This is a genomic window from Mesorhizobium sangaii (assembly GCF_014207355.1).
In the GTDB taxonomy this organism is placed as follows: domain Bacteria; phylum Pseudomonadota; class Alphaproteobacteria; order Rhizobiales; family Rhizobiaceae; genus Mesorhizobium; species Mesorhizobium sangaii.
In genome coordinates this window covers 385,967-408,626 of record NZ_JACHEF010000003.1, presented here as the reverse complement: position 1 = coordinate 408,626, position 22,660 = coordinate 385,967, and the positions used below count along the sequence as shown (strand labels likewise).

Below are 22,660 nucleotides of genomic sequence, written 5' to 3'. Positions count from 1 at the left end.
ATCCTCCCTTAGCGCAGCACCAATTTTATCCACCGCGCCGGTCTTGCTTGCCTAACCAACTGTAGTCGAAAGCATCGAGCGCATTCCTGCCTTGCCCGCCGCTCAGCCACGGACCGCACCGGTGGTCAGGCCTTTGACCAACAGGCCTTGGGCAAACCAGACAAACACCAAGGTCGGGATGACCATGAGAACGCCGGCAGCTGACATGGCCCCCCAGTCGATGCCGAACTGCGAAACGAAGTTGGTGAGCCCGACCGGCAGGGTCTGCGCGGCCTTGCTCGACGTCAGGGTCAGTGCGAGCAGCAAATCGTTCCAGGTGAAAAGGAAGGTGATCACCGCGCTGGCCCCGATGCCAGGCGCAATCAGGGGCGTGACGATCTGGACCAGCGTGCGCATCGTGCCGGCGCCATCCGATTGGGCAGCTTCCTCGATCTCTCTCGGGACATCCTGGATGAAGCCCAGCAGAAGCCAGATGGCGACAGGCAGTTTGGCAGCCGTATGGGCGAGGATCAGCGCCCAGATCGAGTCCAGCAGGCCCATTGCCGCGAACACGGCGAAGAGCGGAATGGCGAGTGCGATGACCGGAATCATCCGCATGATCAAGAGCAGGCCGAAGATCAGCATGACGCCCGGCATCCTGAAGCGTGACAGCGCATAGGCGCAGGGGATGGCCAGCAAATGGACCAAGATGACCGTCACGAACGATACGATGATGGTGTTCCAGACATAATCCATGGTGTCGTATTCGCCGAAAACCGACACATATTGCGTCAACGTCGCAGTCACGGGGATGATGTGGACCGGCACAGAGAAGATGTCGGCCGAGCTGCGGATCGACGTCAGGAACAGCCACACCAACGGAAAAATGGTGAAGGCGATGGTCAGGAAGAGAGCGAGGTAGCGTCCGGCAATGCCGGCTGTGAACCTGCGGCGTCGGCGTCTTGGCTTGCGATGCGTGCTCACGGCCACGGTATCCATCAAATGGCCCTCCGCTTTGCGATCAGCCACGGCACTCCGTAGAGCAGGCCGAGCACGACCAGGGACATCCCCAGGGCAATGTAGGAAACCGCCGCCGCGTGTCCGAAATCCACCGCCTGGAATGCCAGCAGGTAGGCATAGACGGTAAGCAGGTTGGAAGCGCCCCCCGGCCCGCCCTGCGTCATCAGCCAGACGACGTCGAAGGTCCGGAACGTGTCTATGATACGCAGCATCAGCGCGATCATGATGACCGGACGCATCAACGGCAGAACAATGTGCCAGAAGCGCTGCCAAGGGCCCGCGCCGTCCACCGTCGCGGCTTCGAGGGGCTCCTGTGGCAAGGATTGCAGGCCGGCCAGGAACAGCAGCACCATCAGCGGCGTGTTCTGCCAGACATCGGCGATAATGACCGAGACCAGAGCCCAGGTCGGGTCACTGAGCCAGGGAATGTTGGGCAGGTTGAACATGCGCAGCAACGCATCAACAAGACCGTATTGCGTATTGAAAAGCCACCGAAAATTGAGGCCGACGACGGCGGGAGCGATCATTGGTGGCACCAACAGCAGCGTGCGGGCGAGCCGCATGCCGCGCAATTCTCCGTTGACCAGCACAGCGATCGCCATTCCGGCCACCACCTCGACCGTAATGGAGACGACGCTGAAGATGATCTGGTTTCGAAGGGCCTGGTTGAACTGGCGGCCAAACAGCTCGTCTGTGTAGTTTCCTGTCCCGATGAACGGCGCGGAGCCGCTCAGATCCCACCGGAAGAAACTCATGAGAAACGAGTACCCCAGGGGATAGACGAAGATGGCGAGCATGACGACGAATGCCGGGCCGGCCAGAAGGTACCCCTTCTGCCAGGTGTAGGGCAGCGGCGAACGGCGCCGACGCCCCGACACCCGGTTCTGCGGGATGGACGACATCCTCAGTCGTAGGCTCCGGCCCGACGCATGGTGTCTTCCGCTTCCACTGCCGCTTGATTGAGCGAATCGCTTGGCGAAACCTGGTCGGTGAGCGCCTGTTCGATGGCGGAGAACATCAGGGTGCAGACTTTCGAGAAGCCAGGCAGCTTGGGCCATTCCTTGCCGTTCGCGATCGTCGTCTCGAGCTGCTGCAGCCATGTGGCTTGCGGGCCTTTCGCCGCCGCGATCACCTCCTTGGCGATCGCCTGGCTGCTGGGGAAGTTTGTGAACTGGTCGAACTGCAGGCGCTGCGCCTCGGGGCCGACCGTAAACTTGATGAATTCGACGGCGGGATCCTTGCGGCCCGATTGGCCGTTGAGGGCCATGGCGTGCGAGATGGCGCAGGAGATTGACGCTTTGTCCCGCACATAGGGCGCGGTCGACCACTTGCCGACAACGCGGGAGGTATCTGGATTGGAGAGAGTGGCAAAAGCGCCCGGCCAATCAAAATTGGCGTAGACCGTTCCAGACGAGAATTCGGTCGAATTCTCGTTCCACTGATAGCCGACCGCATCCGGCGGAACGATTTTGTGCTTCTGGACGAGGTCGCGGTAGAATGTGAGGGCCTTGATACCGGCTTCGGAATTGAAGGCCGGCTTGTTGGCCTGATCGACCCAATCCCCACCGGCCTGCCACAGCAGATCGCTGAAGGTGCGCTGGGCCGGATCGCCCTGTCCCGGGACAACCAACCCGTAGTGGCCATTGCCAGTGAGTTTCAGGCCGACGTCGACGAGTTCTTCCCAGGTCTCGGCCGGCTTAAGGCCTTTCTCCTGATAGATGTCGCTGCGGTAATATTGAACGCGCGCATCCATGTTGCGCGGAATGGCCGCCAGATTGCCGTTTTTGGGATCGCGCAGATATTTGACCGCGACCGGATAGAAGTCCGCCAATTCGGACTCGCTGAAATAGCTGTTCAGCGGCGCAAAATGGCTGAAGTAAGAGTCAATCTGCGCCGTGTGGGTGCTGTAGACGTCATATTGGCTCGATCGCGCGGCGCTCAACGTGACGACCTTCGATGTCAGTGGCGTGAATTCCAGCAGATCATAGCGTACCTTGATGCCGGTCTTCGCCGTGAAATCCTGGACTATCTTCTCCCAATATTTGGGATAGAGCGGGCCGCCCGTGATCAGCAGCGCCGTAATCTCGTTTGCCTGCGCCCTGGCGATCCATGGCGCCGCGAGCGAGCCTGCCGCCACCGTGGCGCCAGCCGCCAGGAATTTGCGTCTCGATAAGTTTCCGGACATCACAATTTCCTCCTTGGTCATGATTGGTCGGCCCTTTGGGTCGAGCGACGACGTTCAGCATTCCCGTCAAAGTCCGCGGCGGCTTGCTCCTCCCGCCAGGAGACTGTCTGGATCACTCCCGTGCAGACACCACCTTTGCCCTGCAGTGGGCCTTTGGCCCTCGCCGGCTTCTGGCGGAGATTCTGTCATTCTCTTGTCAGTCTTCCGGTGTTCCGTTTGTTCCGGCGCGCTTTGCTACGCGCATACGTTTCTCCTCACGGAAACCAGGCGACCCTTGCGAGCCCGCTGGGCGATTGAGCAACGATGGCCGCCGCGTTCAGCGACAGTATATCGATCCTCATCTCGGGTGGCGAACGCCGGGGTTGGATATCTCCAACGTCCAAACCTCCCTTCCCGCGGCACGAGTTATAGGCTAGTGAGCATTTTTATGAGATAGTTGACTGCATATCTAGCCATCAGCCTATAAGCTTATCAGACAAGTGGATTTTAATGATGGATGCCATGGAGGTCAAGCTTCAAACTTTGCCCAAGCAGGTGGCAGGCGTGCTCGCGCGTCGCATCGCCACCGACGGTGTTTCCGGGGGCCAAGGACCGTCGGAGCAACAGATCCTGCAAGAATTCGGGGTATCGCGCGCGGTGGCACGCGAGGCGTTGAAGATTCTGGCTTCCCTCGACATGATCGAGATCGCACAGGGACGGCGCGTGGTGCTGCGTCCGGCCGAGGAATGGGACTATCTCAGTCCATTGCTCATCGACTGGCTGCCGCCCGAGCAGATCCGGCAACTGCTGGCGGAAGCACACGCGACGCGAATTATCATCGAACCTGCCATCGCCGCCATCGCTGCCAAGCACATGACGAAGGAAACCCTTGAGCGTCTTGGCATACTGCTGGCCGCCATGTCCGCGACCGAGGACAATCCGGATGCCTATCTGAAGCTAGACCTCGACTTCCACATGGAGATTTGCCGGTCTACCCAAAACAGGATCCTCGACCGCTTCATGTACTCGTCGCGATGGTGGCAGGCGGCGAGCCGGCGCGTCAGCAATCAGATGCCTCATGCCCTGACCTTCGCGACGGAAGATCACAGGGCAATCTATGAGGCACTCGTTGCGCGCGACGCAAAACGTGCGGAAGAAGCGATGCGCCGGCACCTGAAGGCAACCACCGCCGTCGGGTTACCGTATAAGGATTAGCCGTTTGACCATCCCTGGTGCGGCGCGGCCAGCAAACGCACTGGCCGCGCCGTGGCGTGTTGGGAGGACACGGCCGGATTCAATGCATGTCGCCTAGAACTGGCCCCGGTCTTGGGGCAACGACATGCAAAAGCGCATCGCCTGAATCCTTTCAACGCGGCGCGCTTTAAGCCCTTTTCGCTTCCCGCTCCTGGCGCTGCCGGGCGCGAAAACCAAACATATCGCCCTTGTCCTTGATTTCCGCCCAGATAGGCGCGGTATGCTTGTCAATGGCGGCGACGTCCGCGTCGGAAATCGTCCAGCCTACGCTCTCGATGTTTTCCTCCAATTCCCTGACAGTACGCGCGCCGACCAGCGGCGAACTCACGCCTGGCCTGCTGGTAAGCCACTGGATCGCAAGCTGTGGCACCGTCTTGCCGTAACTGGCCGCAATCGGCTTGAGGGCTTCGACAGCGGCGACGGCTCGCTCGTAGGTGCCCGGCTGGAACAGCACGGTGGTGCGCCGCTCGTCTCCCTCGACGAACTTGGTATCCGGCGAGAGCAGGCCGGTAAGCAGCCCCTGGGCAAGACCACTGTAGGGCATGACGCCGATATTGTGCTTGCGGCAATAGGGCAGCGTTTCCGCCTCAACCTCGCGCCACAGCATGTTGTAGGGAGGCTGGAGCACGTCGATGACGCCATACTGGCGTGCGCTGTTCATATCAGCAGTGCTGAAATTGGAAACGCCGACCGCCTTGATCCGCCCGGATGACCGCAGCTGTTCCATCATTTCTATGGTCGGGCCAATCGGGAAGTCCGCGTTCGGCCAGTGGACGAAATAGATGTCCACATAGTCCGTCTGCATCCGTCTCAGCGAGCCGTCGAGCGCCGCCTCGAGCGCCGCGGGTTCGAGATGGTTCGGGGCAACCTTGGTCGCGATCACCGCTTTTTCCCGGTTGCCGGCGAGCGCCTTGCCGACAACCTGCTCGGCATGGCCATGCCCATAGGCTTCGGCCGTGTCGATCAAGGTAATGCCGAGTTCCATGGCGCGTTGAATCACCCGTATCGATTCCTTGTCATTGGCCGCGCCCCAGAACGCGCCCGACATACCCCAGGTACCCAGGCCAATCTTGGATACCTTGACCGACGACGATCCTAACTGTCGCTGTTGCATTTGTTCCTCCTGATCGGCGGCATGCCCGTCTTGGCACGTCGCCCAGTTTGTCACTATATTTATAGACTTATATGCTCGTCTGACAAGTCAATCGTGACGTGCTCCTTATTTTTGATCGGAGATAGAAATTTCCACCATCCGGGCCGGTAAACCGTCCTGCGCCGGCGCAACTGCCAAAAACACATTCGGCAAAACGGTCGGAAAAGGGGGTTTACGTTTCATCTTCTCTTCTTATATGCTCATCGGACAAGTTGAGGCCTACCCGCAAGGTGAGTGCACAGGTATGGGTGAGCCACCTCGGGAGGAGCTTCGATGAAGATCGTGGACATCAAGACGGCGGTCGTCGCCTATCACGGCAAGGCGACCCTGATCCGTATCGATACCGACGCCGGTATCTCCGGCTATGGCGAGGCAAATCCCGACGCGGGCGCGGCCGCGATCGTCGGACTTATTTCGGAATTGAAGTCGGAACTCATTGGCCAGGATCCCCGCAACGTCGAATATTGCTGGGACAAGATCCGTCGCGACCATGTCTTTTCCGGTGCGCAGGCCGGCGTCTTTCTCATCGCGCTAACCGGGCTTGAAATGGCGCTGTGGGACGTGGCGGCGAAGGCGGCGGGGCAGCCGCTCTATCGCATGTTCGGCGGCAAGTTCCGCGACCGGATAAGGCTTTATGCCGATTGCGGCGACGGCGATGACGAAGCGGGATCGTCGCAGGGATGCGCGACGCGCGCCCGCCGCATGGTGGCCGAGGGCTTCACGGCGGTGAAATTCGACATCGACAACATGCGCCATCCGGCAAAGTTCGATGCGGTGAACCACACCATCAACGGCGCGGAGCTCCGCTCCATGGTCGAGCGCGTCGCGGCGGTGCGCGACGCGATCGGTCCTGACGTCGATCTCTGCATCGACCTGCACGCGCGCTATGACGTACTCAGCGCCAGCCGCATAGCGTCGGAGATGGAGCGGTTCAACCTTCTGTGGCTGGAAGAGCCTATTCCGGCTGAGAACGTCGAGGCCCTGAAACAGATTCGCATGCGAACCAAGACGCCAATCTGCGTCGGCGAAAATCTCTACCTGCGCTGGGGTTTCCGGGAGCTGTTCCAGAATTACGGCGCCGACGTCATCATGCCCGACGTGCCGAAATGCGGCGGCCTTGCCGAAAGCCGCAAGATCGCGAACCTCGCTGAAATGTACTATGTGCCATTCGCACCGCATCTTGTGTCGACACCGCTGGGCACGATGGCGACATGCCATGTGTGCGCGAGCGTTGCGAACTTCCTTGTGCTGGAGTGGCATGCCCTCGAAGAGCGGGAAGCGTGGGATAGCTATGTGCGCCTGCCCGGTGGCGCCAAGTCGATCGTCGAGGATGGCCACATCGTCATACCCGACACGCCCGGCATCGGTGTCGAGCTCAACATGGACGGCGTGCACAAATACGCCGTGCCTGGCTACGGCATCTTTGAATAGGCGCTGACCGGACAACATGCGGCTAAGGCGGAAGTGCGTTTTGGCCACGTTTCTGCCGCTCGACGAAATGAGGTCCGTTGGGAGGAAACCATGGGCAAGCGGATCGTTTTCACTGGTGGCAGCGGCAAGATCGGCCGCCACGTCATACCCTACCTGCTCGAACGTGGGCATCAGATTCTGAACCTCGACCTGACGCCTCTCTATGTGCCTGGCGTGGACACTGTCCTCACCAACCTTGCGGATGCCGGCGAGACCTACAATGCGCTGACGCTGCATTTCGGGTTCAAGGAATATTTCGGTGGAAAGGGCCGCGGCCCGGTCGATGCCGTGGTCCATTTCGCGGCGATCCCGCGGATATTCCTGCGACCGGACAACGCCATGTTCGCCGCCAACGTGCAGTCGACCTACAATGTGATCGAGGCCGCCACCAAACTCGGCATCCGCAAGATCGTCACAGCTTCCAGCGAAACGGTCTATGGCGTGTGCTTTGCCGAAGGCAACCGCGACTTCACATCGTTTCCGGTGGAAGAGGACTACGACACCGATCCGACCGACAGCTATGGCCTTTCAAAAGTCCTGGGCGAGAAGATCGCACGCTCCTTCGCTTCCCGAACGGGAAGCGATATCTACGCTCTGAGGATCGGCGGCGTTGTCGAACCACAGGACTACGCCCGGTTTCCGGAGTTCCTGGCGGACCCCTCAAAGCGGCGGCGCGACGGCTGGACCTATATGGACGCGCGCGATCTGGGCCAGATCGTGCATTTGTGCATCGAGAAGGACGGTTTGGGATTCCAGGTATTCAACGCCGTCAACGACAACATCGTCGCGGACACACCAACGGCAGAATTTCTCAAGAAGCATGCGCCCGGCACGCCAATTACGCGCTCCATGGACGTGTTCGAGGGGCCAATCTCAAATCGAAAGCTGCGCGAAGTCCTGGGGTTCAGGCAGGAACATGATTGGCGAACGCGACCAGTGGGTTCGTGACGGCGCACGACGTGGCCCATCGAGGGAACCGACGCATCCCCTGAGGAATGCGTCGGGCCAGGCTCACGTGTGGCGTATTTCCGTTCCCAGCACCTTCAGGCATTCGCGAATGAAGGCCGCCAGCGCCGTCCAACCTTTGGCCGAAACCATCGTCCCATCCACATAGGCATCGGTCGGAGACAGATCGATGTAAGTGCCGCCAGCAAGCGTCACCTCCGGCTCGCAAGCCCCTAGCGCGCCAACCTTCTTGCCACGGACGACGCCGTCCACGGCGACCAGGATCTGGACACCGTGGCAGATCGTAAATATCGGTTTGTTCGCCTCGTGGAAGTGGCGCACCATCGCCTGCACGCGCTTGTCGGTGCGGATATATTCCGGTCCGCGCCCGCCGGCGCAGTACACAGCATGATACTGATCAAGCTGCTTCTCGGCCTCGGAGAAAGTCTTGTTGATCAGTGCGTTGTGACCGGGTTTTTCTGTGTAGGTCTGGTCGCCTTCGAAGTCGTGCAGCGAGGTCTTGATCAAGTCGCCGGCGTTTTTGTCGGGGCAGACGACATGGACAGTGTGGCCGACGGCCTCCATAGCCTGCTGGTAGACGAAGATTTCATATTCCTCGGTGAACTCACCTGTCAGCATCAGGATTTTTTTGCCTGGCATGGCTCTTCCTCTCGGTTGTGTGATGGGCAAGGCGCACCCCGCGTCATGCCCCTAAGGGATCGAAGTCGGGATCAGAACGGGGAGTCGGGGAAGTAGTATTCCTTGGCGTTGGCCTGGGTGATCAGCGGTGCGTCGAGCTTGACCGTGCCGCGGACCGGCGCCTGGCCAATCAGATTGGCGACGGTCATGTAGATTGCCGTCTTGATCATCGACGGCGGGTATGGCGTCTCGACCGGCGTCATTGCATCGCCGTCGATCACCTTCTCGACGATATCCTTCATGCCGTTGCCGCCGAGCGCCAGCTTGATGTCCGTCCGGCCTGACTGCTTCACGGCCTCCAGCACGCCGAGCAGCATGTCGTCATCATTGGCCCAGACCGCGTCGATATGCGGATACTTGGCCAGGTAGTCCTGCATAAGCTTGAAGGCTTCATCGTCGTCGATGACGGTCGGAATTCCGCGAAGCACGACAAGGTCACCCTTGTCGCCCAGCTTGTCGATCATGAACTTCGCTGTGTTGGTGCGCACAGCGATATCCAGCGTCACATCAGACAGTACTGTGACCGGGCCGTATTTCCTTGAAAGGCCTTCGGCGCGCAGCAGGGTCTCAGCTTGCCGTTCAGGCCGCGCCGGCAAGGTGCCGGTATCTGTCTCAAATCGCTTGGCAAGGGACATCGCAACAGCTACTCGAACGCCGGCAGGAGACGGTCCCGCGAATTCTCGATGTGCACACGCATCGCCTTTTCGGAGGCGTCCGGGTCACCCGCGGCGAAGGCGGCGAGAATTGCCTCGTGCTCGTCGAGCGCCTCTTCCGTCACTCGCGAGTGGTACATCAGGCGGAAGATGTGGAAGTGGGTATGCTGGTGATTCAGGGTCTCGCGAATGAGCTCGTTCTGAGCGAACTCCACGATCTTGTCGTGGAAGATCGCATCCTGGCGGGCGAAGTTCGAATAGCGCAGGCGTTCGTCCTTCCCCACACGCCGGGCCATGACACCAGCCGCCTCCTGCAGCACGGCCAGACGCTCGTCATCGAGCGTTGCGGTGGCTTTAGCCGCCGCGGCGGGCTCAAGCAGAAGACGCAGCTCATAGAGCTCATCAAAGCGGCGGCGGGTGATCTGCGGTGCGGCCCGAAAGCCGATCAGGTGGGTCTTGACCACCAGCCCCTCGCCTTCCAGCCGGCCAAGCGCTTCGCGAATGGGCGTATGCGAGACGTTGAATTCCTTGACGAGATTATCGACGGTGATGCGCGATCCCGGAGCAATCCGCAGCGACATCAATTGCCCGAAGATCGCCTCGTACACGTCGCCAGCCAGGCTGTTGGCACGCTGAATGCGGCCGCTCGAGCGGGCTTCATTGTCAACCGTCAGGTCGGGCTTCTGCATTGGTTTTACCTCTTGACAGGAGCACCCACTAACATGATGCTCCGGCCAATTCAATACTATATCCTATACGATTTTATCGGGGATATCCGTGAAACCAACCCAATGCGCCGCGAGAGCATATCCCGCGCGTCGAGGCATCGTCCCCGGCGACGGGGCGTCCGGCAGGCGCGCTCGCGCTTTGAATGACGGCTTCGAGATCGGGGCCGGTCTCTGGGCCGAACTCGATTCACTTAGCTCTCAACCTCTCTTCGAAGGATGCTGTCCATGACGTTGTTCGCAGCCGTGCGCCTGCCGCGCGAGATCCTGTTCGGCAAAGGCCAGCGCCATGTGCTGCCTGCCGTTGCCGCCAGGTATGGACGACGTGCGTTCGTCTGCACCGATGAGCGTTTCGCGACGACAACGCAGTTCGCGGAGATTCTTGCTGGCTTGCGCGCCGCCGCGGTGGAGACGCTGGTCTACGACCGAACGCTGCCCGATGTGCCCCGCGATAGCGTCGCCGCCTGCATTGCGGAGGCGATGGATTACAAGCCGGACATGGTCATCGGGATCGGCGGCGGCAGCTGCCTCGACATGGCAAAATGCGCCGCGCTTTTGCTCAGCCACGGCGGCAGACTTCAGGACTACTATGGCGAGTTCAAGGTACCAGGCCCCACCCTTCCCTTGATCGCTGTGCCGACAACGGCTGGCACCGGCTCGGAGGTGACCCCCGTCGCCGTGATATCCGATCCGGAGCGAACGCTGAAAGTCGGCATCTCGAGTCCTCATCTCATCGCCACCGTGGCGCTTTGCGATCCGGATCTCACGGCCACATGTCCACCTTCCCTGACGGCGATCGCCGGTGCCGACGCGCTGACGCATGCAATCGAAGCTTTCACAGCGGCCAAACGCGGCACCGATCCGAATTTGCCGCAACAGCATGTCTTCGTCGGCAAGAGCGCCCTGACCGACCATTTCGCGCTTCTGGCCATCAGATTGCTGGGCCGCAGTCTGGAAATGGCATATCGCGACGGATCGGACGAAGATGCGCGCGCCGACGTCATGATGGGAGCGCTGGCAGCAGGCTGCGCCTTCGGCACGGCTGGAACGGCTGCCGCTCATGCGGTGCAGTATCCCGTCGGCGCGCTCACCCACACGCCGCATGGGCTCGGCGTCGCGACCATGATGCCTTATGTGATGACATACAATCTTGCGGCAGCTGCTCCGGAGATTGCTGAAGTCGGCGCCGCACTCGGCCTGTCCGATCGGAACAGCAGCGGACCTGATGCGCTGGCGCATGCCACCATCAGAGAGGTGAGCCGGCTGTTCGGTGCCATCGGCATCACGCCGACATTGGCCGAACTTGGTCTTCCCGAGGACAGGATCGACTGGACGGCCGAGCAGGCGCTCGGCATCGACCGGCTGATCAAGAACAATCCCCGCCCCTTCGACCTCACCGCCATGCGACGGCTGATCAGAGCCGCTTACGACGGCGATATGTCTGCAGCCACGATGCGACAGGAGCAGGTCCAATGAACATTTCCGCAGACATATTCGACGAGGATGAAGGCATGTCCGACTACGCCACGTTTTCGCACGGCCTCTACATTGGTGGCCGCTGGCAGCCCTCGTCGGATGGCCGTGTGATCGAAGTGATCGACCCATCGACCGAGGCGGTGATCGCGGCGGTTCCCGACGCCACGCTCGCCGATGCTGCCCTCGCCGTCGACGCGGCTGCAAAGGCAGCGGCCGGCTGGCGCGAAACCCCGCCGCGCAGGCGTTCGGAAATCCTGCGGCGTTGCTTCGAACTGATGAGCGAACGGGCGGAGACGTTGGCGGCGCTGACCTCGCTGGAAAACGGCAAGGCGCTGCGCGATGCGCGCGGCGAAGTCGCCTACGCGGCGGAATTTTTTCGCTGGAACGCCGAGGAGGCGGTTCGCATCAGCGGCGAGTTCGGTCTCGCCCCCTCGGGCGCGAACCGGATCGTCGTCGACTATCAGCCCATCGGCATTTGCGTGCTCATCACGCCATGGAATTTCCCCGCGGCCATGGCGACGCGCAAGATCGCGCCGGCGCTCGCGGCAGGCTGCACGGTGATCCTGAAGCCCGCCAGCGAGACGCCGCTGACGGCCTACGCGCTTGCAGCCCTCTATGAGGAAGCCGGCGTGCCGCCTGGCGTCGTCAACGTCCTGACGACCTCGAGCCCCGGGCCGGTGACGGCCGCCATGCTTGCCGACCCAAGAGTGCGAAAACTGTCATTCACCGGCTCGACCGGCATCGGCCGCGTGTTGTTGGCCGAAGCCGCAAAACACGTCATCTCCTGTTCGATGGAACTTGGCGGCAACGCACCGTTCGTTGTGTTCGACGATGCCGACCTGGAGGCAGCGCTCGACGGTGCGATGGTTGCCAAGATGCGCAATGCCGGCGAAGCCTGCACTGCCGCCAACCGGTTTTACGTCCAGGCCGGCATCCATGATGCCTTCGCCGATGGATTGCGCAAACGCATGGCTGCCCTCCAAGTAGGCCCTGGCACAGACTCGGAAACCGAATGCGGCCCAATGATCACCAGGAAGGCCGTGGACAAGATCGATCGGCTCGTCCAGGACGCAGTTGCCCGTGGCGCCAAGGTTCTGTGCGGAGGGACGATTCTCGAAGGCAGAGGCTACTTTTACCCGCCGACAGTGCTTCGCGACGTGCCCCCTGACGCCGTCATGACCCAGGAGGAGATATTCGGTCCGGTGGCGCCGCTTCTGAGCTTCGACAGCGAGGCGGAAGTGATCGCAAAGGCCAACGACACCGAATACGGTCTCGCCGCCTACATCTACACGCGCGACCTGGCCAGGGGGATGCGTGTGGCATCGAAGATCGAGTCGGGCATGATCGCCCTGAACCGCGGCCTGATGTCGGATCCTGCGGCGCCCTTTGGCGGGGTCAAACAGAGCGGACTGGGCCGCGAAGGTGGGCAGAAGCACGGCGTTGCCGAGTTTATGGAGGCGAAGTACATCGCCGTGACCATCTGAGCAGATACGATGCAAAAAGATCCGTTCCGCATTCGTGATCACGTGGCCGAGTTCGACGACATCGTCGCCGAGATTGTTCGCCGCAGCACACAAAGCAGGGCGAACATACCCATGGTCGCAGACGTAGCCTATGGACCTGATGCAACTGAAACCGTTGATCTGTTCTTCCCGAAAGGCAAACGCGAGCGCCTGCCGGTGCACATGTTCATCCACGGTGGCTACTGGAGGATGTTCTCCAAACGCGACTATTCCTATGTCGCCGAGACCGTCGCCAATGCAGGTGCGATCGCGGTCATCGTCGATTACGCCCTCATGCCCGCCGTTAGGATGGCGGTGATCGTTGGCCAAATACGCCGCGCCAGACAGTGGGTAGCCGAACACATCGCGGACTATGGGGGCGATCCCGGCCTGCTGACCATTAGCGGTCATTCGGCCGGAGCGCATCTGGCAACGATGCTTTTTGAGGACGATAGCCGGCCATCCGGCATCAAGGCCGCCCTGCTGCTTGGGGGCCTCTATGACCTCAAACCATTGCAGACCTCATTCCTTGCCGGCGAAATTGCGATCACAGACGAAGAGGTCCACCTGTTCTCGCCCATCAGCAAAACCTGCGATCCATCGGTGGCTGTCGAAATCTCGGTCGGAGCCGATGAAACGCCCCCCTTCCACAGCCAGGCCGCAATCTATACGGACCACCTCGAGCGACAAGGACTGGATGTCTCACGCACGACCCTTGCAGCGGCCAACCACATGAGCAGCGTCCGCGACCTTGGCGTGGCTGGCACCGATGCCGCGTCGCTGCTGGCCCGCCTCGTGGCAGCCTGAAACCGGGCCGCCATGCAACTAGATATGTTCGCGAAGCGTGTCGGCGATCATGACTTCGATAGTCTGAGCCGACACTCCGAGGATTGCCTCGGAATCGGAGGAATCGACAATTAGCGGACTTTCGAAGAGGTAGCTCATTTCCACGAGTTCGTGCATCCCCAACGCGTCCATCTGGGCATGCGAGTAGGTGCTGACCTCGGGAAGTTTTTTTCCCAGCATCGCCGAGGTCCTCCGCATGATTTCCCTGGGCGAAGCATGCTGGGACGGAACGTGAAATGCACGGCCCCATTCTCCAGCATAGGATGAGGCAGCTACAAGTGTTCTGGCCACGTCCTTCGTGAAGGTCCAGGCATGATCCGCATCAAGATTGCCCAGGAAGGTAACGGGTTTCGCCTCCAAGAGAGAGGGCAATGCCAAGATCGAGAAGTAGGTGACTGCGCCGTATCCAAGGTAATCGCTGGAACGAACCTCAATGGCGGGAACACCGGCGCCAAGGGCTCGCTGCCACATGATGGTTCGCACGGTGCCCTTGCGCGAGGTGGGATCGAGCGGCAGATCGGGGCGAAGCTGGCCCTTGGCATTTGCGCCATATCCATAGAGATTTCCCAGAACGATCAGTTTTGTGCTGACCATCTCGGCTGCGCGCGTGACCCCTTCCATGATCGGGAAAAAATCGGTTGGCCAACGGTCATAGGGGGCCATGGCGCACATGAAAATGGCGTCCGCGCCCCGGCTAATCCGCGCAAGCGCACCGGCGTCCGTGGCATCCGCCTGGACCGCGCGCACCTGCTTCAGATCAATGGAGCCGACACCGCGGCTTGTGAGAACAACGTCATGTCCGTCTTCTCCAAGCAGGCGGGCGGTTTCGAGCCCCACCGGACCGGCGCCCACAACAACATAGGTACTCATGTCAAATTCCTTCGAACGTTGCGATAGCGTCAACGTTAGCGAGGCAACGCATTGAAAATCGCACGGCATTCGCCAAATGTTCAGCATGTTTCGCCAATCGTTGAGCCCGCCATGCATCCACAATCTGCTTCGTCTGCGGCCAACGCCGTTACCATCGCGGCATTGCAGGTTGAGGCCGGCAGCTTCCAATCGCCTCAAGCCCATCGGCACCGCGTCTTCGTCCACGCAAGCGCGGCGACGCGTTCCTATTGCAGCCAGGTTGGGAAGTATTTCGTACGGCGCGCCGGCGATATCGATCTCGTGCCCGCGGGAGAAGAAGGAGGATTTGAAGCCGAGACGCGGTTCAACACCATTGAACTCAGCCTCTCGCCAGCTTTGATGGAGAACGTCGCAGCGGAACTGGGTTCGGGAAGCCTTCGACGGCTTGAGACGCGTCACCTTCTCCGTGACGAACGGATCGAGCATCTCGCTCGGGCGCTCGAGAACGATTTCCGCTCAGGCACTCCGAGCGGATCGCTGTTCGCGGACAGCATCGGCGTTGCGCTGGCGGTTCGCTTGCTGGGTCTTGACGAAAAGGAGACCGAGCGACCGGGCCGTTTGTCCGAAATCCAACTAAAGCGTGTAGTCGACTTCATCGAAGCTCAAATCCAAACACCGCTGTCCTTGGAAACATTGAGCAGGGTCGCTGGGGTCAGCAATTCACACCTGAGAACCTGGTTCAAAGCTGCGACGGGACTGACAGTTCATCGCTATGTGCTTCGTCGCCGGGTTGAGAGAGCGCGTTTGTTGCTGTTGGCGAGCGCCTTCAGCATCAGCGAGGTGGCGCATCTAACGGGCTTTGCTCACCAATCCCACCTTTCCCATTGGATGCGGCGCGAGATCGGCGAAACGCCTCGCGGCATCAAGCGGTCGCGCTCCGTGGCCTGACGCGTCAGGGTCCTGAGCCTAGTAGCCGTAGTAAAGCCCCAGGCCCCGCTGCAGGGCCGATGCCAGATGCGCCTGCATCGCGGCCGCTGCTGCCTCCGGGTCGCGTGCCTTGCATGCCAGGATGACCTGCATGTGCTCGCGCAGGGATTGCAACACGAGTGGCACGGTGACTTTTCTGTCCAGCCGGATCAGCCGAACGTAGTTGTGCAGCCGCTTGTAGGAACTCTCGATCAATGGATTGTTCAGGCTGGCAATGATGGAGTGATGCAGCAAGGTCTCGAGTTCCTCGAGGTCGGCTCTGACATGGTCGGTGAGCCCGGTGCGCTCGATCTCTTCGATGGTCGAGAGGTGTTGTCGTTCCAGTTCCGCTAACTCCGCTTCTTCGGCGGTTTGCGCGTAAACACCTGTCGCCGCCCGTTCCAGAATGCTGCGAAACTGATAGGTCGATCTGGTCAATTCGAACCCGGGCTTCACGAACTGGATGCCCGACCGCGAGTGGATGATGACGATTCCCTCCGCCTCGAGCAGCTTGAGTGCATCGCGCAGCGGCGCAACCGGGATCTGGAGCATTTTGACAAGATCGCCTTGCGACAGAAAGGCCCCTGCGGGGATCTTTCGCTCAAACAGCGTTTCGAGAATTCGCGTGTAGGCACGATCGCCAAGGCGTTGGCCCGCTGCCACTCCGTCGTTCCCGTCGGGCTTCCTTTCGCGCTCAGCCACTTGCTTCACCTCTCTGAATCTGAAATATCTAAACAACATTCTGGCATATCAGATCAGAGACTTTAATATGCGCATCGCAGAATACCGCATCACTCGTTATCAATTCGCTCGTGACCGTATCATAGGCGACAGTCAGGTGCGCATCGATGCGGTCCATGTAGCCGCGCTCGAGCTCGTTGGCGAGGATGGCCAAATCGGACTGGGCTTTGTGCAGAGCTTGTTTCACCCTTTACCCGCCCAGGCGGAGATCGTCCGCGTTTTTGAGGAAGAGGTCTGGCCCGGTCTTGTCGGACAATCGCCTTTGGCGCTCGTGCACCGGGTCCAGCGGCCGCGCGGTGGCAACCGGCGCCTCTTCGGCTTGCCTTTCGAAGAGGCCCTTCAGGTTGCGTTGTGGGATCTCAGCGCCAAGCAGGCCGGCCTGCCGTTGCACAGCCTGCTGGGAAGCCGCCGCAAGCGCGTCAGAGCCTACGCCTCAGGTCTCGATTTCCACCTTGGCGACGACGAGTTCCAAGCGTTTTTTGCCCATGCCGACGCCCTCGGGTACCGCGCCTTCAAGATCAAGGTGGGGCACTCCGATTTCGACCGGGACTTGTCCAGGCTGGAGCTGTTGAGAAAGACGGTGCGGCCGGGCGCATCGATCATGATCGATGCGAACGAGGCCTGGGGCGCAAAGGAAGCATCGGTAAAACTGCATAAAATTCATAATCTTGGCTATGAACTCCTATGGGTTGAGGATCCGATTCTGCGCCATGACTTCGAAGGCCTGCGGATGCTCAAGGCGGCAACCCCCCAAACCATGATCAATTCAGGCGAATATCTCGATGCCGCCGGCAAGCGCTTGTTGATGCAGGCCGGGGCGACCGACATGATGAATGTTCATGGACAGGTGACCGACGTGATGCGCATCGGCTGGCTGGCGGCTGAACTCGGCATCCCGGTGACCCTCGGCAATACGTTTCTTGAAATCGGGGTGCACATGGCCTGCGCCCTGCCCGAAGTCGAGTGGCTCGAATATTCCTTCCAAAACCTGAACCACCTTGTCGATGAGCCTATGGCGATCGTCGATGGGTGGATTCAGGCTCCAGAGCGCCCGGGCCATGGCCTTGTCCTCTCCGAAGGGGCCCGCAGGCAATGGGCGCGGCCAGAAGTGCTGCCGCACGATCGACTCGACAGGCCGCCCGTCGACGCGCGAACCGCGCTGTAACCGCAACGCCTGTTCCGAAACAGCCTGACCTGTCGGCTAGATGACGTTAACGCTGTTGTGATGTTTCAGATTATATGATTAATATCTCAGACAGACGACAGTCGCTGCCAATGGATAATATTGATGTACCACACACGGCCGCGCATTTATTGATGCACCACCGCGGCGCGTCGTCTCGGAGGCCTCCATGGATTGCTACACTTCTGTCGGTCCCGCATCGCATGCGATCGGTGCCGCACTTAAGAGCGATGCGCAAATGGATGCCTATCAACGAGAGATGATCGAGGGGCACGTCGCGTTCTACGTCGAGGTGCTGGAGCCGCTGTCACCGCTTCCTCAGGAGGATGTCCGCCGTCGCTGCGTCGGCATCATCGGCGCGGCTGAGGCGCTGTCGGCTGAGATGGTTCGCGGCGCCGCCACGAAGGAAGAGGGGGCGCGAAGTCTGGCTACCCCCATCATAAGCTGGCTGTCGGCGCCCACCCCGTCCTACGCGCCGGAACTGCCATGAGCGGACCCCTGTTTCAGAAGATCGATTGCGTGATGCTCAAGGTGGCGGACCTGGATGCCGCTCTGGGATTCTACTCCGAAGCCCTTGGGCATCCACTTCTCTGGCGATCGCCAGAGGCAGTTGGGCTGGGAATGCCAGGAACGGACGCGGAGCTTGTCTTGCATACCGATCTGGGTCCCGAGGTGGATCTGCTTGTGGACAGTGTCGACGCCGCGCTGGAGCGCTTCGTCGACGCGGGCGGTGCGATTATCAAGAAGCCATTCGACATCTCGATCGGCCGTTGCGCCGTCGTTCGTGATCCGTTTGGCAATGCCCTGGTGATCCTTGACCAAACCAAGGGCACCTTCGTCACCGATGCGACAGGGCAAGTGCTGCGCGTCGAGTAAATCCTGGCGACAGGAGGTCGGCGGACGTTACAAAAACCGGCGTGGATTCCTCTGGGTCCACAGCTGACTATTGGGCCCAAAAAGGACAGGGCGTCAGGACGATTTTCCCCGGCTCGATGGCACATTGATTAACGGTGCTGACGAGACAAATGGCAAGCCTCGTGCCGCAGCGATGGTTGATGTCCTGATCATGGGACTATGACGAGTATGTCAGCGGCTTCGGAAGGCGTGGCGGCCACGTAAGGCGCGGTCTCGCTCAATCGGGCAGATCTGCGCCACCCGTCTCACGACGTCGAGGTGGCGAAAGAGGTGGATCAGTCGAAGAACCCGGCGTCCTCTTCGAGCAGATACTTCTTGGCGGCCTTGGCGTCGATGTCGAGACCAAGCCCGGGGGCTTCGAGCAGATCAATCATCGAATCCTTCACAATCTGCTTAGGCAGGCCGATGACGATGTCGTTCCACCAAGGGTCCGACGCGCTCGGGTATTCGAAGGCGATGTAGTTGGCGGGCAAGGTGGCGCAAACATTGATCAGCGCGCCGAGACCGAGGAGACCGTTCGCCGTGCCGTGCGGCGCCATCAGGATCGAGTGCATATAGGCATGCTCGGCCACCCATTTGAGCTCGGCGATGCCGCCGATATCGGCGGGATCCGGACCGATGATGCGCACCGCCTGCGTCTCGATCAGTTCCTTGAAGTTGTGACGCAGGTAGATCTGCTCACCCGTGTGGATGGGGGTGGATGTGGATGTCGTGAGTTCGCGATAAGCCTGCGGATTGACCCATGGCACATAGTCGCCCGTCAGCATGTCCTCGAGCCACATGAGATTGTATTTTTCCACCGCCTGCGCGAAACGGATGGCGTCGGGCAAGAACCAGCCGGGACCGCAATCCAGCGCGAGCGAAACCTTGTCGCCGAGCACTTCCTTCATGGCGATGACGCAGTCGATCATATGCGCCATGCCGCGCTCGCTGATCTGCCCCTGGTCCATCGCGCCGTGATAGGTCGGCGGCTGCCGGACACCGTAATGGAAGTCGGGTACGCTCGTCTTCATGTTGGAGTGGAAGCTGATCCCCTGCTTCACCATGAAGAAGTTTTGCGGTTGCTCCATCATCCATTTGACATCCGCCGCATAGTCCTCGGGCCTGTCGCCGGTCCTTTTTTTGCGGATGGAGCCGTTATAAACCCGCACCTTGTCGCGGACCTTGCCGCCGAGCAATTTGTAAACCGGAACGCCTACCGCCTTGCCGGCGATATCCCACAGGGCATGTTCGATGGCGGAGACGGCGGCGCCATAGGGCTTGAACGAGCCGCGCTGGCGGATCTTCAGCATGCAGCGCTCGACGTCCGTCGGGTCCTCGCCGATCAGTGCGTCGCGGAAATGCAGCACCCAGGGCTTGAGATAAGGTTTGGTGTACTCAACCTCGCCAAGGCCATAAAGACCTTCGTCGGTGACGATGCGGACGATGGGATGTTTGCCGATGACAGCGCACCGGAGGTCGGTGATCTTCATGCTTTCCCTTTCCTACACTGCCTCAAAAGCCAAGGCGGTCAGCTCCAGGTCCGGTCCCAGGAATATTCGTCGTCCCAGTGATCGGTCGGCTGCCAGATACCTTTGACCCCGTCCTGCAGGTGTTGGCTGATGACTTCATCAACCACGTCGTCGATGCCCAGGCCCGGCTTGTCCGGCACTGTGATGAACCCGTCCTTGACCAGCGGCTTGGGCAAGCCCGTGACGATGTCGTCCCACCAGTCCACTTCCACGCTGTGATATTCGAGCGCCATGAAGTTTTCCGTGGCCACCGCGACATGCGCGGCGGCCATTGCCGCAATCGGGCTTTCCGCCATGTGAATGGCCATGGCAACGCCGTGGTCCTGCGCCGCGTCGCCGATCTTCTTGGTCTCGAGGATGCCGCCGGTGGTAAGCAAGTCCGGATGGATGACCGAAATGCCTGAGTTGAGCAGCGGCTCGAAGCCTTCCTTGAGGTAGATGTCCTCACCCGTGCAGATCGGCACCGACGTTGCCTCCTGCAAACGCCGATACTGCTCGGTGTACTGCCAGGGGATCACGTCCTCGAGCCAGGCGGGTGCATATTTCTCGATCCGCCGGGCGAGACGGATGCCGTCCTGCAGCGAGACGTGGCCGACATGGTCGATGGCGAGCGGGATCTCATAGCCGATCACCTCGCGGACCTCGTGGATATACTGATCGAGCAGGTCGATGCCCTTTTCGGTGAAGTGGAGGCCGGTAAAGGGATGCGGCACGTTCTGCGCGTCGTAGGCGGCATTGCGCGCCCGGCGCTCGTCGGGCGTGCCTGCTCGCCCGCGACCGGCATGCGTGCGGAAACCTTCGAGCACACCGGCCGGCGCCACCACCGCGCCTGGGATGTGAGAGATCTGTGCCAGCCCGAGGTCCATCTTGAGGAAGGTGAAACCGAGGTCCATCCGCGCCTTGAGCCGCTTTCCGGTCTCGGTGCCACTGGGCCTCTCCGCGTCGGTGTCGCAATAGACACGCACCTTGTCGCGGAACCGTCCTCCGAGCATCTGGTAGATCGGCACGCCATAGGCCTTGCCGGCGAGGTCCCAGAGGGCGATCTCGATCGCCGAGACACCACCACCCTGCCGCCCATGACCGCCAAACTGCTTGATGCGGCGGAACAGTCGATCGATGTCGCAAGGGTTCTCGCCAAGCAACCTACTTTTCAGCATCAGCGCGTAGGTCGCGCTGGCGCCGTCGCGCACCTCGCCCAGGCCGACAATGCCCTGGTTGGTGTAGATCTTGATAAGCGCCGAGGTGAACGGCGCGCCGACGATTTCGGCGACGCGCAGGTCGGTGATGCGCAGGTCACTCGGCTTGGAATTCGTGTTCACCCGATCGAGCGCCCCGTCGGCTCCACCTGTCTTTGGCATGACTATCCTCATTCTGGTCGGCGGGGTTTGTCGAAAGCAGCCTGGGCGGCATGGAGCGCGTTGCTAGCCCAGCTCTATTTCGTTGGCCTGCAGGTAGTCGCGGTTCATCTCAACGCCGAGACCAGGCTTCGACGTCAGCTTGAGGTTGCCGTTCGAAACGTCGAGCGGTCTGTCGATGAGGTGATCGTATTTGCCCAGGTTCCACTCCGACGTTTCGAGCTTGTAGAAGTTAGGCACCGTCATCATCACCTGCGCTCCCGCAACCACGTTGATCGGCCCGGCGGCGTCATGCGGCGAGACCGGGATGTAGTAGGCTTCGCACAGGGCGGAAATCTTCTTCAGTTCGGTAATGCCGCCGGTCCAGGTGACGTCCGGCATGATGTAGTCGGCGAGCTTGTTCTCGAGCACCGGCACGAAATCCCACTTCGTATGGCCGCGCTCGCCCCACGAGATAGCGGCACTGACCTTCTCACGCACCTGCTTGAGGGCGTTGAGGCTCTCTGGCGGGCAAGGCTCCTCAAACCAGTCGATCTGGCCGGCTTCCTCTAGGCTCCGGCACAGGCGAATGGCGGTGGGAACGTCGAAGCGGCCATGCGCGTCGATCAGGATGTCGACGTCGGGGCCCGCCGTTTCGCGGATCAGCGCCGTGAGTTCGGCCGCTTCGCGCTCATCCTTGCGGGTCATGCTGCCGTCGAGGTAGCCATCCCGCTGTTCGCGGGACAGGCCATCGGCGGTGCGACCCTGGTGGGGGAAAGGGTCGAACTTGAGCCCGGTGTGCCCGGATTCGACGATGTCTCGAATTTCGCGGACCACGGCCTCCTTGCTGGTAAATTTGGCCTGGTTGGGATGGGTGTAGAGCGCGATTTCGTCACGTACCGGTCCGCCCAGCAGTTCGTAAATCGGCTTGCCAAGGACTTTGCCGCGGATATCCCAGAGGGCGATGTCGATGGCACTGACGCATTCGACGGCGGCGCCACGGCTGCCCATGTAGGTGAAGCTGCGGAAAATCTTGTGCCAGAGGTGCTCGATCCGCGCCGGATCCTCGCCCGTCACGGCGATGCCGATCTGCCGAAGGATCGTACAGAGAGCGCGGTTGGCGAGCCTGGTGGTGGTTGTGATCTCTCCCCAGCCGCTCACCCCCTCATCGGTCGTCACTTCGACGAACAGGTACTCTCCCCAATATGAGGCATCGGACTTGATCAGCCACGGCCGAACGCTCGTGATTTTCATTTATCAACTACCCTTATCTGA

General features: G+C 60.8%; 21 protein-coding genes and 1 pseudogene. 10 read left to right on the top strand and 12 right to left on the bottom strand.

Annotated elements, in window-relative coordinates; genetic code table 11:
- Nucleotides 1-102: 102 nt before the first annotated feature.
- Genes HNQ71_RS17030 through HNQ71_RS17020 form a run of 3 tightly spaced genes read right to left on the bottom strand, consistent with a single transcriptional unit; the run spans nt 103 to nt 3,184 of the window.
- Nucleotides 103-978 carry a carbohydrate ABC transporter permease gene (locus HNQ71_RS17030; protein WP_184873703.1) on the bottom strand — a complete coding sequence of 292 codons (876 nt, stop codon included), beginning with the start codon at nt 976-978 and terminating at the stop codon, nt 103-105.
- Nucleotides 978-1,901, bottom strand: coding sequence for a carbohydrate ABC transporter permease (locus HNQ71_RS17025; protein ID WP_184873702.1), 924 nt, complete (start codon nt 1,899-1,901; stop codon nt 978-980). Before HNQ71_RS17025 ends, HNQ71_RS17030 begins: the two co-directional genes overlap by 1 nt.
- A gap of 2 nt (nt 1,902-1,903) precedes the next feature.
- Nucleotides 1,904-3,184, bottom strand: a complete 1,281-nt coding sequence (locus HNQ71_RS17020; RefSeq protein ID WP_184873701.1) for an ABC transporter substrate-binding protein — start codon at nt 3,182-3,184, stop codon at nt 1,904-1,906.
- Nucleotides 3,185-3,676: 492 nt separating this feature from the next.
- Here HNQ71_RS17020 and HNQ71_RS17015 point away from each other — a divergent pair, with 492 nt between their 5' ends.
- Nucleotides 3,677-4,378, top strand: a complete 702-nt coding sequence (locus tag HNQ71_RS17015) for a FadR/GntR family transcriptional regulator (protein ID WP_246461609.1) — start codon at nt 3,677-3,679, stop codon at nt 4,376-4,378.
- 166 nt (nt 4,379-4,544) lie between these two features.
- Here the strand turns inward: HNQ71_RS17015 and HNQ71_RS17010 are convergent, their stop codons facing one another.
- Entirely contained in the window at nt 4,545-5,585 is a 1,041-nt protein-coding gene (locus tag HNQ71_RS17010) for an aldo/keto reductase (RefSeq protein WP_184873699.1), read from the bottom strand.
- A 258-nt stretch (nt 5,586-5,843) separates the two neighbouring features.
- Here HNQ71_RS17010 and HNQ71_RS17005 point away from each other — a divergent pair, with 258 nt between their 5' ends.
- Together HNQ71_RS17005 and HNQ71_RS17000 are read left to right on the top strand one after the other, a co-directional pair.
- The gene (locus HNQ71_RS17005) at nt 5,844-7,001 is read left to right on the top strand and encodes a mandelate racemase/muconate lactonizing enzyme family protein (protein WP_184873698.1); all 1,158 of its coding nucleotides are present in this window, start codon (nt 5,844-5,846) and stop codon (nt 6,999-7,001) included.
- Between the two features lie 90 nt (nt 7,002-7,091).
- On the top strand, nt 7,092-7,988 hold the full coding sequence (locus HNQ71_RS17000) for an NAD-dependent epimerase/dehydratase family protein (RefSeq protein ID WP_184873697.1): 897 nt from the start codon (nt 7,092-7,094) through the stop codon (nt 7,986-7,988).
- A 63-nt stretch (nt 7,989-8,051) separates the two neighbouring features.
- On the opposite strand, the gene HNQ71_RS16995 is transcribed toward HNQ71_RS17000, so the two are convergent.
- The 3 genes and pseudogenes from HNQ71_RS16995 to HNQ71_RS16985 form a co-directional block, all read right to left on the bottom strand.
- Nucleotides 8,052-8,645 carry a DJ-1/PfpI family protein gene (locus HNQ71_RS16995; RefSeq protein ID WP_095087573.1) on the bottom strand — a complete coding sequence of 198 codons (594 nt, stop codon included), beginning with the start codon at nt 8,643-8,645 and terminating at the stop codon, nt 8,052-8,054.
- Between the two features lie 71 nt (nt 8,646-8,716).
- A pseudogene (locus HNQ71_RS16990) lies at nt 8,717-9,181 on the bottom strand (substrate-binding domain-containing protein); the annotation flags it as partial.
- 146 nt (nt 9,182-9,327) lie between these two features.
- Nucleotides 9,328-10,026 (bottom strand): GntR family transcriptional regulator, encoded by a 699-nt coding sequence (locus HNQ71_RS16985; RefSeq protein WP_184873696.1) that lies wholly within the window; start codon nt 10,024-10,026, stop codon nt 9,328-9,330.
- A 264-nt stretch (nt 10,027-10,290) separates the two neighbouring features.
- Between HNQ71_RS16985 and HNQ71_RS16980 the strand changes: the two genes are divergently transcribed.
- The 3 genes from HNQ71_RS16980 to HNQ71_RS16970 are packed head-to-tail and all read left to right on the top strand — an operon-like array spanning nt 10,291 to nt 13,847.
- On the top strand, nt 10,291-11,538 hold the full coding sequence (locus HNQ71_RS16980; protein ID WP_184873695.1) for an iron-containing alcohol dehydrogenase: 1,248 nt from the start codon (nt 10,291-10,293) through the stop codon (nt 11,536-11,538).
- Nucleotides 11,535-13,022: an NAD-dependent succinate-semialdehyde dehydrogenase gene (locus tag HNQ71_RS16975; RefSeq protein ID WP_184873694.1), complete on the top strand. Its 1,488-nt coding sequence runs from the start codon at nt 11,535-11,537 to the stop codon at nt 13,020-13,022. The genes HNQ71_RS16980 and HNQ71_RS16975 overlap by 4 nt, the downstream gene beginning before the upstream one ends.
- 9 nt (nt 13,023-13,031) lie before the next feature.
- Nucleotides 13,032-13,847: an alpha/beta hydrolase gene (locus HNQ71_RS16970; RefSeq protein WP_184873693.1), complete on the top strand. Its 816-nt coding sequence runs from the start codon at nt 13,032-13,034 to the stop codon at nt 13,845-13,847.
- A gap of 18 nt (nt 13,848-13,865) precedes the next feature.
- Here the strand turns inward: HNQ71_RS16970 and HNQ71_RS16965 are convergent, their stop codons facing one another.
- The gene (locus HNQ71_RS16965; RefSeq protein ID WP_184873692.1) at nt 13,866-14,756 is read right to left on the bottom strand and encodes an NAD-dependent epimerase/dehydratase family protein; all 891 of its coding nucleotides are present in this window, start codon (nt 14,754-14,756) and stop codon (nt 13,866-13,868) included.
- A gap of 51 nt (nt 14,757-14,807) precedes the next feature.
- On the opposite strand from HNQ71_RS16965, the gene HNQ71_RS16960 reads away from it, so the two are divergent.
- On the top strand, nt 14,808-15,683 hold the full coding sequence (locus tag HNQ71_RS16960) for an AraC family transcriptional regulator (protein WP_343068178.1): 876 nt from the start codon (nt 14,808-14,810) through the stop codon (nt 15,681-15,683).
- Nucleotides 15,684-15,701: 18 nt separating this feature from the next.
- On the opposite strand, the gene HNQ71_RS16955 is transcribed toward HNQ71_RS16960, so the two are convergent.
- Entirely contained in the window at nt 15,702-16,403 is a 702-nt protein-coding gene (locus HNQ71_RS16955) for a GntR family transcriptional regulator (RefSeq protein WP_343068177.1), read from the bottom strand.
- Between the two features lie 67 nt (nt 16,404-16,470).
- On the opposite strand from HNQ71_RS16955, the gene HNQ71_RS16950 reads away from it, so the two are divergent.
- From HNQ71_RS16950 to HNQ71_RS16940, 3 genes are all read left to right on the top strand, one after another.
- Nucleotides 16,471-17,607: a mandelate racemase/muconate lactonizing enzyme family protein gene (locus HNQ71_RS16950; protein WP_184873690.1), complete on the top strand. Its 1,137-nt coding sequence runs from the start codon at nt 16,471-16,473 to the stop codon at nt 17,605-17,607.
- 187 nt (nt 17,608-17,794) lie between these two features.
- Complete coding sequence (locus HNQ71_RS16945) at nt 17,795-18,115, top strand: hypothetical protein (RefSeq protein ID WP_184873689.1); 321 nt, start codon at nt 17,795-17,797, stop codon at nt 18,113-18,115.
- The gene (locus HNQ71_RS16940) at nt 18,112-18,501 is read left to right on the top strand and encodes a VOC family protein (protein ID WP_184873688.1); all 390 of its coding nucleotides are present in this window, start codon (nt 18,112-18,114) and stop codon (nt 18,499-18,501) included. Before HNQ71_RS16945 ends, HNQ71_RS16940 begins: the two co-directional genes overlap by 4 nt.
- Nucleotides 18,502-18,815: 314 nt before the next feature.
- Here the strand turns inward: HNQ71_RS16940 and HNQ71_RS16935 are convergent, their stop codons facing one another.
- The 3 genes from HNQ71_RS16935 to HNQ71_RS16925 form a co-directional block, all read right to left on the bottom strand.
- The gene (locus tag HNQ71_RS16935; protein ID WP_184873687.1) at nt 18,816-20,012 is read right to left on the bottom strand and encodes a mandelate racemase/muconate lactonizing enzyme family protein; all 1,197 of its coding nucleotides are present in this window, start codon (nt 20,010-20,012) and stop codon (nt 18,816-18,818) included.
- 38 nt (nt 20,013-20,050) lie between these two features.
- The gene (locus HNQ71_RS16930; protein WP_184873686.1) at nt 20,051-21,409 is read right to left on the bottom strand and encodes a mandelate racemase/muconate lactonizing enzyme family protein; all 1,359 of its coding nucleotides are present in this window, start codon (nt 21,407-21,409) and stop codon (nt 20,051-20,053) included.
- A 63-nt stretch (nt 21,410-21,472) separates the two neighbouring features.
- Nucleotides 21,473-22,639: a mandelate racemase/muconate lactonizing enzyme family protein gene (locus HNQ71_RS16925; RefSeq protein WP_184873685.1), complete on the bottom strand. Its 1,167-nt coding sequence runs from the start codon at nt 22,637-22,639 to the stop codon at nt 21,473-21,475.
- Nucleotides 22,640-22,660 lie beyond the last annotated feature (21 nt).